9 protein-coding genes and 1 pseudogene are annotated in these 13609 nt (G+C 49.0%); 2 read left to right on the top strand and 8 right to left on the bottom strand.

What is annotated here, in order from left to right:
* Positions 1-254: 254 nt before the first annotated feature.
* From QT998_RS04525 to QT998_RS04510, 5 genes and pseudogenes are all read right to left on the bottom strand, one after another.
* The gene (locus tag QT998_RS04525) at positions 255-3347 is read right to left on the bottom strand and encodes a methyl-accepting chemotaxis protein (RefSeq protein WP_333088453.1); all 3093 of its coding nucleotides are present in this window, start codon (positions 3345-3347) and stop codon (positions 255-257) included.
* Positions 3348-3482: 135 nt separating this feature from the next.
* A complete protein-coding gene (locus QT998_RS04520) occupies positions 3483-4016 on the bottom strand; it encodes a chemotaxis protein CheW (protein ID WP_333088822.1) in 534 nt (177 codons plus the stop codon).
* A gap of 183 nt (positions 4017-4199) precedes the next feature.
* Positions 4200-4442 (bottom strand): annotated as a pseudogene (locus QT998_RS27400) (RNA-guided endonuclease IscB); the annotation flags it as partial.
* 140 nt (positions 4443-4582) lie between these two features.
* Entirely contained in the window at positions 4583-4984 is a 402-nt protein-coding gene (locus tag QT998_RS04515) for a hypothetical protein (RefSeq protein ID WP_333088456.1), read from the bottom strand.
* A 103-nt stretch (positions 4985-5087) separates the two neighbouring features.
* Positions 5088-6329 (bottom strand): response regulator, encoded by a 1242-nt coding sequence (locus QT998_RS04510; protein WP_333088458.1) that lies wholly within the window; start codon positions 6327-6329, stop codon positions 5088-5090.
* 430 nt (positions 6330-6759) lie between these two features.
* Between QT998_RS04510 and QT998_RS04505 the strand changes: the two genes are divergently transcribed.
* Complete coding sequence (locus tag QT998_RS04505; protein ID WP_333088459.1) at positions 6760-6969, top strand: hypothetical protein; 210 nt, start codon at positions 6760-6762, stop codon at positions 6967-6969.
* A 525-nt stretch (positions 6970-7494) separates the two neighbouring features.
* Entirely contained in the window at positions 7495-9414 is a 1920-nt protein-coding gene (hmpF, locus tag QT998_RS04500) for a pilus motility taxis protein HmpF (protein ID WP_333217935.1), read from the top strand.
* On the opposite strand, the gene tilS is transcribed toward hmpF, so the two are convergent.
* The 3 genes from tilS to ccsB form a co-directional block, all read right to left on the bottom strand.
* A complete protein-coding gene (gene tilS, locus QT998_RS04495) occupies positions 9411-10499 on the bottom strand; it encodes a tRNA lysidine(34) synthetase TilS (protein WP_333088463.1) in 1089 nt (362 codons plus the stop codon). The two genes, hmpF and tilS, sit on opposite strands and share 4 nt — an antisense overlap.
* Positions 10500-10993: 494 nt before the next feature.
* Positions 10994-11419 carry a KGK domain-containing protein gene (locus tag QT998_RS04490; protein WP_194011953.1) on the bottom strand — a complete coding sequence of 142 codons (426 nt, stop codon included), beginning with the start codon at positions 11417-11419 and terminating at the stop codon, positions 10994-10996.
* Positions 11420-11843: 424 nt separating this feature from the next.
* Complete coding sequence (gene ccsB, locus QT998_RS04485) at positions 11844-12902, bottom strand: c-type cytochrome biogenesis protein CcsB (RefSeq protein WP_333088467.1); 1059 nt, start codon at positions 12900-12902, stop codon at positions 11844-11846.
* Positions 12903-13609 lie beyond the last annotated feature (707 nt).

Below are 13609 nucleotides of genomic sequence, written 5' to 3'. Positions count from 1 at the left end.
ATATCTTTTGTCGGTATAACTCCTGCTATTTTTTGAAAGAGTAGAGATAATACAGCCCATCGGCTGAATTTCACCAAATATGCCAGTAATCACCTCTACTATGTATCGTCCATTTGTACAACTCCTAGTTTATTTAGGTGCTGGATAGGTATCCCCGCAGCGCTTTTAATGCTGCGAGGTTACTTTTTGTCTTTCATTGTTTCTGCAGAAACCTGCTGATAAATTAGCAAGTAAAAAAAGCATCAAACAATCAATTATTGTCTTTCTGTCGTTTCTACTCGGAACCTTTCCACCGATGTCAAAAGGTCGCGAGCAACGCCTACCAAATTTTGCAAAGCACCGGAAACTCGCTGCGCTTCCTGGGATGTTTCCTGAGCGGTTAATTCCACGGCCTGCATCACACTGGCGACGGAGCGAGCTGTTTCATTCTGTTCTACAGTGTCCGCTGTAATCGATCGCACTAACACGTCAATTCGATTAGTCACTTGAATGATATCTTCAAGCGATCGCTTCGCCTGCTCGGCCAACTTTGTCCCCTCAATAACCTGCTGCGTCCCTTCTTCCATCGCCGTCATTACCGCGCCGGTTTCACTTTGAATTTGCATCACGATCTGCTCAATTTCTTTCAAAGACTTAGCCGATCGATCTGCCAACTGTCGCACCTCATCCGCCACGATCGCAAAACCCCTACCCGATTCCCCAGCTCTCGCCGCCTCAATACTAGCGTTGAGAGCCAACAAATTCGTCCGAGAGGCGATCGCCGCAATCAAACCCACAATCTTAGAAATTTCTTGAGAAGCTTCCGCCAACCGCTTGACTTTTCGCGTGGTTTCTGCAACCGTTTCTCGAATGTCCAAAATCCCGGCCACCGTCCGTTCTACAGCCTCGCCACCTTTGAGAGCCGTCGCCGCCGCGCCCCGGGCCACTTCTTCCGCCTCCCTAGCGCTCTCTGCAACCCGCTGAATCGCGTCGGTGAGGACTTGCACCGAATTGAGCGTCGCCGCCTGTTCTTCAGCCTGCCGCAGCGCGTCAGAAGACAAATCGCCCGCAAACTTGGCACTATCCGTAGCGCCCTTGCTGACCTCGCGAGCCGCCTGCTTCACTTGATGGACAATTTCGCGCAAATTTTGAATCGTCAAGTTAAACGAGTCAGCAACAGCGCCCAAAACGTCTGCCGTCACTTCCGCAGTCACAGTCAAATCGCCCCGCGCCGCTCCTTCCACGTCATCTAGCAAGCGAATCACCTGGCGCTGCAAATCTTCCTTTGCCTGTTCCTGCTCGTCAGACTTGCGCCTGGTATCGCTAATCGTGGTTTGGATCACCTTCGCCATGTGGTTGAATTTAGCAGCCATTCTGCCAAACTCATCCTCCGAATAAATCGTAGCGCGAGCGTCCAAAGTTCCTTGAGATACAGCATCGAACTGAGCTTGCAAATTGTCCGAGGATTTACGCACCTGCTTGGCGATCAACTGGCCGATGCCCCAAGAAGTTAAAAAGCTGGTAATACCTGCGGCTGCGGTCATTACCCAGCCTGTTTGTCGCAGGTATACGATCGCCTCCGGCTTGTCTTGCCGCAGAGCTTGATAGGAAGCAATGTTAGTAACGAAAGCCACAGCTACCAGAGAAACCAGTCCGGCCCCGATCGCCGTGTACAACTGTTTTGTAAACAAAGGAGCATTTTCCAAGAAAGCCAATCCCCCCTGTTCTACAGTCACCGAAGTATCCAGCGCTTCAGATTCTGTCGCAGCAAAACTCGACACCGACGCACCAACAGGACCAGAAATGGTAAACATCTCGTCGTCTCGAATTGCCGAGCCGTCGCTGTTGTCAAAGTCCAGGCTGCCCGTCGAGCCGATCATGCCGCTCGTCGAGTTGCCAAAATTGGTGTTACCTCGAGTCAGCATCGAACTGCTGGCATCTTCTGAGATGTCAAAGTCCGGCAAATTGCCCAAATCGTCAAACTCGTCAAATTCGTCTAAAAAGTCGCTGTTTTCTGGAGAATTCCCAGTTTTTGACGACCAGTCGCTGTTGGGAGCGTTGCCCGCCCCGAAAGCTGTCGCTTGCTCGCTGTCGTCGAAAGAAAAAGCATCGCTGAAAGCGTCGTCATCAAAAGCGTCTAACTCGAAGCTGTCGATCGAACCAAATGCCGGGGGTTCCGAGTCGCCGTAACCGTTGTTGTTAGAGGAAGAGCGATCGACCGAATTAAATTGTCCCTGGCTCGATCTTTGACTGTGAGAATTAGGGACAGCACCTCCCATCAGCAGCGTTTCGTCTTCCGCCAGCGAATAGTTTGACGAGTAGTCCGAGTTGTTAGTATTCGGCTGGTTTTGAGCTCCCGAAGACCCGAAACCCGAAGGTATCGGATCGGCAAAGGGGTCTGCCGCTGTCGCCGAAGGAGGTAGATTTTGACCGAGATCCGAGCCGCTTGTCGGCGGGGTTTGGTAGTCGTAGTCAGAGAAATCGTCGAGTTCGTCTGGCAAATCTAGCGCACCAAAAGGTTCGCTAAAATTGTCCGACGGCCCGGTGCGGGAGTCGATGTCGTTAGAGTCAAAAGAATTCTCGATTTCTGAAGAAGCGAAACCTTGACCGTTGAGTTGAGTCGGAGCTTCTGAAAACGCATCTCCTGAATAAGGTGCGCTTTTAGCAGACGCTTTGTCCCCAGACAAGTCACCAGCATCAAACGCTCCCTCATCCAAGGCAAAAGGGTCTTCAAAATCAGAATCGGCAAACCGATCCATGTCTAGCGGCTCCGACGCATCAGCATAAGCTGCCATCCCGCCGCTATCGCTACCAAAGGGGTGAGAATGCGAGGTTAAATCTTCTTGATTGTCCCTGCTCGTGGCATCTTGTGGTTCCCACTCCAAGCCGCTCATGCCCAAGTCGGCCAAGTCCAGGTTTTCTAGGTCGTCGTCTGCCAATTGACCGACATAGGGCTCCCCGGCGACAGAATTTCCACCAAAAAGTCCCAGATCCGGGTCTTCTAAGCCTTCATCAACAGATAAGTCTGGGTAGAATTCCAATTCTGTTTGAGCCGACAAAGCCTCTAAATTTTCCGTGTGCAGTTCTCCCGATAAAAATTGGTCTGTGTAGGTAATTCCGCTGTGAGCGTGTTCGACCAAACTGGGGTCGTCGCTGAGACCTAACACCACCGTGTACTGTTCCCGTGCTACCTCGTACTGTTGCAGTCCGTAGCAGTAGATGTGTCCGCACAGCAGGCGAGCGCTGGGGTCTTCGGGAAAATCTTCTACTAATTGATAAACTAGGGCCGCAGCTTCTGAATAGTTGCCCTCCATGTAGGCCGCTTCTGCCCGTTGGTAGTCCTGCTGAAAGTTGGTACTTGTTGCCATTTGCCGCCCTCTTTTGATTTTAGATTTTAGATTTTAGATTTTAGATTTTTATCTTGAATGTTTAGATGCGCGCCTCAAGTCCTGTGACTGTTAATGATTAGACCCCTATCGCCAATCGCCAATCTAAAATCGATTTCACGCTGCCCACCGCGCCGATCGCAGAATTTTCACTTGATCTAGCAGTCGCAGCACTGTTTGAGCTTGTGGGCCTAACATCCATTCTCCCCTCAGAAATGGAATCATGCCGTCTGGTGCATTGTTTTGGGAGTGCAGTTGCTCTACGTCGAGCCAGTCCATCCCCACAATGCGATCGACTGCGAGCCCCAAAATCGTGTCTTGGTCTTCCACAGCCACGATGGGAATTTCGGGTCTGTCTGTGTTGAGAGGTGTTTGGTCTCCCAAAAACTGACCGAGATCCGCCACCCAAATCACTCGTCCTCTCATGTTTAGCGTACCTAAAAGCAGAGAAGAAACGTTAGGGATAGGTGTCATGCGGTCTGGGGAGGGAGATAATACCTCTCTAATCCCGATCGCCGGCAGTGCGAACTCGTTCCCCGAAGGAACGTAGAACCGCAGGTGCAGCTCGCCTTCGGGAGTTTCCAGTTCTTGGAATTCTGGAGCCTGATCTATGCTTTGTCCTGGTAATATAAAGTCTGAGCTGCCACTAATCATAATTCTGACACCTGCATTTCTAGCAAATTTTTAACGTTTAGCGCCTTGAGAAGGCACTGTGGAAACTTCGACGGTCAAAACTTGACAATGCCAAGCTTGACACAGCCAAGGGGTGAATGGCTATCCTGCTGCTCGTTTTTGGCAATAAATGCGCGCTCTCAATAATAATTTAGGGTGCGATCGATTATTCACCACTTCTAAAGACTCTATTTGACCGACGCCAGCAGCATCAATCCAGTTAGATTTAGGGAATCCCAGTCGAGTCCGATTAAACTTGGTTAATCCACCAGAACCAGTTGAAACACGCAATCCAGTTTCTTTCAGCCGATTAAATAATGCCCACCGAGTTGAATTAACTGCTGCTGCATTTTTCAGGATATGCTTTGCTTGAGCGATAATCCGCTTGAGAACATCTGGCTTTTTAGGCTTAATTGGCTGACAAATTGGTTCAAAGGAAACAGCGATTTTTCTCCATCAAAAGCGTCATTATTTGACCCCTCGGCTTTGCTTTCTTCGATTGCGTTTTCGGTGACGAAGGTTTTAACGCTTACATTAATACCTACCTACCGATTTTTGGGGTTGGGGAATGGTAAACTTTCGGCATCGCAGAATGAAACCAACCAACGACCAGCTTTTTTTTTGACGGTAAAAGTCTGGGAAACCAAACTACAGTTTAAAGGTTCGTCAAGGTCGAACGTCCCAAGTGTGGCAATCTTAATTATACTTCTGCGATCGTCCTTGTGGGGCAGGTTTTTCGCTAGCTTTTTACAGGCTTTTTGCGAGACGATTCTTGTGTTTTTCGGATGGGACACAATTTTTCGATTTGACAAATATAGCGCGCCGGATTGACCGTTTCGCCGATCGGCAACAGTTGAATCGCTCGATCGCCCAAAACGATACTGAGTCAAAGCATCCTTGAGGTTAATCAAAGCGTTTTGATACATCCTGTCAGACAATTGATTCATCCAGTTTAATTCAAGTGGTTTTTTTAGGCGATCTGTGAAAAGATTATTGCTTTCTTCCATCGACTTCGAGTCCAACAGCACCCTTACCGTAAATCAGCAACGTCTATTTTTCTTTGAGTTCATCTTCGAGCGAGCGATCTAATAATCTTGTTGATAGATTCGATGAAGGATAGCCCGGGCCCACATATTTTTCTACCAACATTAATAATTCGCTTTCGCCAAAAGGTTTGGTGTAGAAGTCTGTAGCTCCGGCCATGCGGGCTTTAACGCGATCGATAAATCCGTCGATGCCTGTGAGCATGACGATCGGCGTTTGCCGGAAAGCGGTAGAATTGCGGAGCATAGCGCAAACTTCGTAGCCGTCGAGTTCCGGCATGGCGATGTCGCACAGAATTAAATCGGGTTTGAGTTGAAAAACCAAACTCAGGGCTTGCAGGGGATTGCCGATGGCAGTAGCTTCGTAACCGTGTTCGTTTAAAATTGACTCGACTGTTTTGCGAATCACATTGTCATCGTCAATGCAGACAACTCTCTTAACCTTGTTTTCTGGATGCGGCGGCCATTCTCTTCTGTCGTTTGCCGGCGCAACAGATGGCTCGTAAAATACTTGCACCAATCCCTGCTGCACGAAGGGGTAAATCGCCTTAGCGACAGTCAGCACATCTCTGTTGAGGTAGCGTGCCATTTGGCGGATCGAAGTGTGACCGTCGGCCCAGCGCCTGAGAGTATTAAAGGTACTGGCTGGGAGGGCGACTCGTAGCTCGGTTGGATCTGAAATAACCGGACATTGGTTTGGCGACTGAATGTGAGGGTGAAACTGTTTCCACTGCTGCACCTGTTTGACAATCTTCGCTAGGAGGGGGCTAATTTCTAAGCTGGTCAGTTGAGGAGCTAATGCTGACCCCATTTCAAAAGTGAAGGAACCTTGATGAAGGCTGAGCAAGTCAAACAGGGTTTCGTGAACCATGCTGTGGATGATGTTGCGCCCTTGAGCTGGGGTGAGGATGTGGTTTTCTAGCAGGGCCCACAGATAGCCGTATTCTGGGGCATTGGTAGATGCCATATAAGGAACTTGGATTTTGTCGAGGGCTGTGTCTGCTTTGTAGCGGCGCAGGTAGTCGCGCAAGCGCAACAAACTGCCCGCACTCTGGGTAGCGTAAATAATCTGACCGTTGAAGCAGAAGACATACCAGGATTGTCCTGCAAGGGAGCGCGGGGGGGGTTGAGTACCCGTGTTGCTGGCGGTGGAACTGTAGGCTTCTACGAACAGTTCTCCGGTGCGCTGACCTAACTCAATCAATTGCAGGATGCTGCGGATGTCAATTTCACTCAAATTTCCCTGCATGCAGCTAAACTATCCTCTTTAAAACCGTTGTCTGAGATCGGAAAGACTGTGTGCTGGCCCAAAGATTGACTTGAGTTTCCGCGATCGTTCACGCGCTGATGCTGACGATCGTACAATTGGGAATTGACGAAAGGGATCGCGGCAAGCGGCGGGCGAGTTGGCAGCGCTACGAGTCCACAACCTGAAACCGCGAAACTCGCGACATTCTCCCGCTGTAGAGTTTCACCTTCTATGCCAACTGTTGCCTAAACTCGCAAAAGCCAAATCGCACAATTAATTGTACGGGCTTGGGGAGCTGGCAACGCTGGCATTCCCGACTGGTTCAAGTCTGGGAGTGCAAGACTTTTGATGTTTACCCTGCGCTGTCGATCTTTTTGCTTGAGTTCTTTTTTAAACCCCAAAATTGTGTGCCGTCAAGTATGAACATTTGTTGGCAACTGTCAGGAAAATCCAGACTCTCGATCGACCTTTTTGCTCGCCCGCAGCTCAGTCACAGGCTCGCGTCATTCCACTATTCTATGACAGCACGGTTCAAATCCCTAGTCCGCCGGCTTTGGAAGCTTGCTTTGGGCAACCGGGAGGAGATCACGCTCGATCGGCAACTAAAGCCTGGTACAATCAACAGACAGTTTTTGACTGACACCGCCCAAAAACCGATACAGTGCCGCGTACTCCTGTCGTGGCGAGCCACAAATTTTAGAAGAAACTTCAACCTCCCAGATTCGTCTGTGGAGTGCATCTCAAATCTCAACTCTCAACTCTCACATTTTCAATGCCCCAATTGACCTAGCGAAAATAATGGGATACAAGTTGCTGACTATCCCCAGTGGCGATTCCCAAATTTGAGACTTTAGTTCCCGCTCCCAGGTGCAATGCTGCAAGCAAGCTGTACTGCATCTAGATTGTTGGTAGCGATTGAGCGGGAGAGAGTTTCAGAGGTGGAAGGGGAGAAGATTGCAGGATTTTGGGATTCTTGCAGCAATATACACTGTTTATTTGCACAACAGCTTAAATCTCTCAATATCCAATTCTTTAATCTAAAATCGAAAAACTGACCTTTTTCGGTTTTGGGCTGTGAGAATTCTCGCAGTTTTGCTAGTCTTTAATCAAGCGACATTGATACCGATCTCCCTTTCGTCCAGAAAGCTGGCGGCGGCAGTGCTTTTTGGATGCACTGCTGGGGAGTATAGTGCTGTGGGCGAGCGATCGAGAGAGTTGGGAAAGGATGCTATCCCCGAATTGGGAAAACGACACTAAAGACGACTTATATTTTCGGTCTTTAAGTAGCTTAAAGTATGTTTGGATAGGTTTTAGGAAGCAGAGGACTATTAGTGTGCTGTATCTAGCAGAAGTACAAAAACAGAGAAGCGGCTTTGGTCTCGGTGGCGGTAAGGCTGAACTGAAACTGCTAGCTTGTCAGCGGGGCGAACACAATTGGAGTGCCGTACCGGGGGATGATGCGATTCCAGTTGAGGAAGCTAATAAGTTTAACGACGGCACGCTGGTGCTGGTTGAGTTGAGCGCTAACAAGCAAGTACAGCGGATTCAGGAGGCTGCCCGCCAGTTGGTGAGCATTCTGCAAAATTTCTCGCGCTTGCAGGACAAGTTTAAGGATAAGGAAGAGGAAATTGAACAGTGGAAGGCTTCTCTGACGTTTTCGAGTCAGGAGCTCAATCGCCGGGAAATGGAAATGCAAGCCCGCGAAGAGCAGTTGGCTCAAATGGAGGAGGAGTTGGAGCGGCTGGAGGCTCAGCGCTCGGAAATTGAAAATACTCGCGATGAGGCTAACCGATTGCGGGATGAGGTCGATCGCAGCCGGGTGGAAATTGAGACGGCTTGGGAACAGTTGCGGGGCGAACAGCAGCAGGTGGCGACTCAGCAGTCTCAGATTCCGCAGGGGGCTGCGATCGACGAGCAGCAGGCACTGAGGATTCAGGAGTTGATGAACAAGCTGGGAGGTGCAATTTCTGCAGCTCAAGGGGTTCGGGAACAATTGAATCAGTCTTTTGGTGTTGTGGGGGCTCAGCAAGCAATTTTGGATTTGCACTGGCAGCAGTTGGAGCAAAAACGGGCCAATGCTCAGCAGCAGCAGGAAGATGTTGATCGACAGCTTCAAAGCCTGCAAAGCCGCTGGCAGGAGTGGTATCAATCTCAAGATGTTTTGGGACAAGCTCGGGCGGATCTTAAGGGGCATCAAAGTACGCTCAGCGCTAAGCAGGATCAGGTTGAGTCGATGTCTTTGCAGGCGCGGGCTGTTGAGGATATGTACGAGCAATTTTCTCGGTTCGCATCTGCTGCGGGTGCTGGGGGTATGGAGCAGGCAGTAGATGTGTCTGCTCTGGAGCAGATGCCGGTTGAGGAGTTGCAGGGGCTGGTGCAACACTTGCAAGAGGATTTGGAAAAGGTGTTCCGCTTTGTTAACGATCAAGAGGAGGAGTTGACTCTCCAACGGGAGACTATTGAGGAGCTGCAAGGAAAAATTCAAGCGGCTTCGGAGTACGATCGCATGGCTTTGGAAAATGAAATGGCCGATGAGCTCGAAAGTTATCAGATGTTGAACGAAACTCTGGTGGGACAGCGGCTCCGCTTGCAGGAACGGGAGGATGTTTTGAAGCAGCATCAGGGGGTGCTGTGGCGAAGATTGGGTACTGCTAATGCTCCAAAACAAGATCCTGCTGATATTGATTGGGAGCCGATGGTTGCAAAGCTCAATTCTGTGCGCCAGCAGCAAAGCCAAGAACTGCAAAGGCTGGAAAATGAAATTAGGCAGGTGCGGGAACTTATATCTCAAATTGAGGAAAATGTCAACCGCCAAAATGTAGAAAGTGAGTCGAAACGTTACGAACTCAAGCAGTTAGAGCAGAATTTGTTCAATCAGAAAGGTGCTATGGCGGAACTATGGGGCCGGGTGAATGTTTATCAAGAAATGTTGCAACCGATGCAGGATAATTTGAGCGGGCTGCGCCTCAAGCTGGAAGCGGCGGGGGGGGAACTCGATCGCGTGCAGCAGACTGGGGAGGAGCAAGATCGGGTAGCTTCGGATCTGCGAGAAGTTCTTTCGGGTTTCATGACGGCTGAAAATTAAATATCTAAAATTATCCAAGGTTTTTCAACTCGGGCGATCGCTCCTCCTGGAAATGGATCGGTTTGCGATCGGTTGGGCGCTGCGATTAAGCTGGTGAGTTTTTCTACGCTGTCAAAGCTGGGCGCTGAGGGTAATATTTGTTGCAGTAGCTGTCGCATAGCCCGTCGCTGCAACGCTAGGGGTGCTTCTCGCAAAATCGGGCGATTTAACTTGACGGGGATTTGAAATTTTACCGGCTCGCTGTCTGCAATGGGACAGATTGCTCGCTGTAGCAAGTCGCTGGCTGCAAGTTCGAGATATTCGACATCGGCGCGGAGGAGTTCGGCTGTTTGGGCGATCGCCTGTTGGGCTTTTGGGTTGAAATGAGTTTCTAAATAAGGCAATAATTCCGATCGAATGCGGTTGCGGGCATATTTTAAGTCTTGATTTGTGGAATCTTCCCAAATTGGTAGTTTTTGCTCTTGACAAAATTGACCGGTTTGCGATCGGGTGATTTCGAGCAAGGGACGAACTAAATAGATTTTAGATTTTAGATTTTCGATTTTCGATTGGGAATTTTCATTTTGATTCTCCAATCTAAAATCTAAAATCGGCGATCGAAAATCGAACAGGGGGCGCGTCCAGGTGAGGGCAGAAAGTCCGTCGGCACCGCTACCGCGAATCAGGTTGTAGAGGAGTGTTTCGGCGCGATCGCTGGCTGTGTGACCTGTGACAATGTAGGGGTAGTTGTGGGCGATCGCAATTTCGGTTAAAGCTTGATACCGCCACTGTCTTGCCGCCGCTTCGGTTTTGGGGACTAACAAGGCGGTTTGCAAATAATAGGATATGCCCCAATTTTTCGCTAAATTTTCTACATGACTTGCATTTAATTGAGAATCAGAACGCCAGCGGTGATCGCAGTGGGTGATCGCTAAATCCCAACCCCATTTTGGTTGCAAATCCACCAGTAATTTGAGCGAACACAGAGAATCTTGGCCGCCGGATACTGCTACCAACAATCGCTGATTTGATGGCAATATTTGTCGCAGCAGCAGCGTCCGGTGCAGTTGAGCGTGGAGGTACGTCCAATTGGAAGATTCAGCCATGAGAGCAGTTTTTCATGCAGTAAGTCATTGGGCATTGGGCATTAGTCATTGGTCATTGGCCAAACAGGGCATTGGCCAAACAGGGCATTAGTCAACAGTCAACAGTCAACAGTCAACAGTTAACAGTCAACAGTCATTAGTCATTGGTGCTGTCCTCCCCGAGCTTTCCGTCCAATGTCCAACGTCCGAAGAGAAATGGAAGAAGGAAGTTCAGCGTACTCGCAGTCTAGCCTGCAAGCTATGGTAGTGCTGTCCACGAAGAGCGGTTAGACAAAACTCGCTCATCGCCGACACTAAGCCCGTGCTATATCGCGACAGCTTGCAAAGCGAAAAAAAAGCTTTTTGCAAAAATATGAGATGATCCTAACAGATGGATGTTGAGGGAATTGGGAATTGGGCGGAGCGAAGCGGAGGGATTGGGAATTGGTAATAGGGCAATTTCCCCTTTTTTTCACTCACAATTGCCACTTTCCCATTCTCTAAATTTCTGCTTTTTAGCTCCACATTCCTCTACTGTGAGGGTTGCTGTCTGGATACCCAGACAAAGGATAATTGTCACTTATTTGTGTTGAATCGGCTACAGTTGGTTCATCATTAGTATCAGTTGGGAATGAGCTATTTTGGTCGTAGGTCTGCGTGGTGTCTGATGTTTCTGGGGAGGCTGGAAGGGCTTTTTGTTCTGTTACCTCAGATTCGATCGGGTAAAACTCCAGACGCATCCTAAGTTTGCCTTTTGTCCAGTTTTTTCCGGCACTTAAAACTTCGCAATCCATGCCGTCTGAAAATAAGTGTTGTTCTAGCAATTTTGACTGCATAATGGTCATAAATTCGCTAACTTTGAATGTACACTGATACATTAAAGCGCTGGCAGGAGCAGACAAAACATCGTCTTCTTTGAGAAATATTTGTGATTCGTCCATATCAATTGTCCTGTTAATGAAGGAAGACGGAAAAGGGAAGAGAGCCCTTTGGCTACGCGAGCGGGTAAAAAGAAGGAAAAGGGAAGAAAGTTTTTGATTCTCGATGCTTTTATAAGCTGGCATTACATTGATGTCAAGTTTACCTCAAACGCAGTACCGGTCTGCTGTTTTACGATTAGGCTCCGAGCCCGCCGAATTCTTGCCCCCTACTCCCCCTTAAGAAGAGGGGGGGTGGAAGCGATGGAAGTCCCCTTTTAAAGGGGAATTGAGAAAGAGGCAGACTCGGATGCAAACGAGAGATACAAAGGATTTTAGGCTGAATTTGACACTAATATTGGGCGTTGCCACCTGAGAACCGGAGATGCTATTAATCCCTACACTTTGATTTATGCTGTTTTTCTTTGGCCCATTGGTGGCTGAGAAATTAGAAAAACCAACCGTAGGAATGTAAACCTTTGCCTAGCAGATTAACGCCTAAATAGCAAATCCAAACTACTACAAAACCTGTGGCGGCTAAAATTGCTGGGCGTCTTCCCTGCCAGCCGCGAGTGATGCGGGCGTGCAGGTAGGCTGCAAATACTAACCAAGTAATTAGCGCCCAAGTTTCTTTCGGGTCCCAACTCCAGTACGATCCCCAAGCTTCGTTAGCCCAAACGGCACCGGCGATAATTCCAACTGTCAGCAAGGGGAATCCTAAACCGATGATGCGATAGCTAATGTTATCAAGGGTTTCTGCTAGATTCAAGCGCTGGGGCGAGAGAAGTTCTGCGGTTTGAGTTGGGGCGGTTGATGCGGTTTGAACGGTTGCTAGTTCTAGCACTGCGGTGGTGCTGTAACCGTTATTGCTGTTGAAAGCGGGTTCGCCAACAGGTTGTCCGCTGTCGTCGTCGGCTGGGGGTTGGGGGTTTTGCGGGCGTTGGAGGCGGTAGTTGCCGTTGCGGTTGCTGCTGGTGCCGAAGGAACTACCGGTGAGTTCGATTTTTTGGCCGCGGGTGACGATTAAAAATGCGATCGCCAGCAATGCTCCTACCATTAAGGTGGCGTAACTGAGCATCATGACGCTAACGTGCATCATCAGCCAGTTGGATTTGAGGGCTGGTACTAGGGGCTCTGCCGATTGCATGGTGTCGGGGAGAGTCAGGGCGGCAAAGGCGGTTATTGCCATTGCTACGGGGGTTGTCGCTACTCCGACTAGACGGGAACGGCTCATGTTTTCGGCGACTAGATGGATGGCGGTGATGCCCCAAACTAGGAAAAATAGGGATTCGTAGAGGTTGCTGAGCGGGAAGTAGCCGGCTTCTATCCACCTAGAACCGAGTAAGGCGGCGATGGAGAGGTTGGCGACGGCCATTCCTGCGGTGCCTAGGGCGGCCAGGTAGGGAATGTTGGGGAAGGCTGCGCCTACCCAGTAGATGAGCATTGTTGCGAACAGGATGGCGAAGGAGATGTTGTCCAGCCAGTTCTGAAGTACGACCAGATCCATATTATTTACTCCGGTAGTGTTTTTACTTATTTTTGCTAACTAGATCGATCGTACTGGGGTTCGGGAGTTTTGGGTTTGAGATTTGGAATTTTTGTGGCAATTATGAGTTTTTGGCTGTGGTTGAGGTGCCTGGGGGCGATCGCACGGACGCCTAAAACAAGCTACTCTTGACCCACCAGACGACTGTCACCCCGTCAAGTCGGGCTTGTTGATTCTGGCTGACGGCTTGAGGTTGGACGAGTTGAAAGTAAGGAAACACCGAATGCTGAGGGTCGAAATTCGATCGCCCGCTAACAAATTTAGTCTTGGACGTAGAGGGGCAGAAACGGGGTTTTTTCAGGAAAATCCTTCGTTTTCACCCAGAGATTAAGTAAAAAACTCGGTTTCTTTGTCGGGAGTGCGTCTAGGACTGAAAATATAGGATATTTTTTGATATTGGGCTATCTCGAATCGTTTAAAATAGATTTAGCAGATTACCCACTTGCTGTTTTTGCAACCAGCAAAACAACGGAATCCCCCGAATCAAGTCGTGGATACTCCCCAAATTTTAGACCAAAGCTCAAGCTCCGGTGATTTATCTAGAAAAGTCAATTCTAAAATTGAAAATCTAAAATCTAAAATAGACTGATGGCTGGATAATTTGCACAGGCTAGATGATATCATGTGCAGTCGATTAGTATAACAAAAATAGTTCGTAGTGCGGACTG

Source organism: Microcoleus sp. S1D4 (assembly GCF_036700765.1).
In the GTDB taxonomy this organism is placed as follows: Bacteria; Cyanobacteriota; Cyanobacteriia; order Cyanobacteriales; family Microcoleaceae; genus Microcoleus.
The sequence above is the reverse complement of the archived record's forward strand: the minus strand, read 5'-3'. Positions and strand labels throughout refer to the sequence as shown.

Bases quoted from the DNA above. Each gene is read 5' to 3' on its own strand.
- QT998_RS04515 (WP_333088456.1), bottom strand. From the start codon at position 4,984: ATGAATCAATTGTCTGACAGGATGTATCAAAACGCTTTGATTAACCTC.
- tilS (WP_333088463.1), bottom strand. From the start codon at position 10,499: ATGGCTGAATCTTCCAATTGGACGTACCTCCACGCTCAACTGCACCGG.
- QT998_RS04525 (WP_333088453.1), bottom strand. From the start codon at position 3,347: ATGGCAACAAGTACCAACTTTCAGCAGGACTACCAACGGGCAGAAGCG.
- QT998_RS04490 (WP_194011953.1), bottom strand. From the start codon at position 11,419: ATGGACGAATCACAAATATTTCTCAAAGAAGACGATGTTTTGTCTGCT.
- ccsB (WP_333088467.1), bottom strand. From the start codon at position 12,902: ATGGATCTGGTCGTACTTCAGAACTGGCTGGACAACATCTCCTTCGCC.
- QT998_RS04510 (WP_333088458.1), bottom strand. From the start codon at position 6,329: ATGCAGGGAAATTTGAGTGAAATTGACATCCGCAGCATCCTGCAATTG.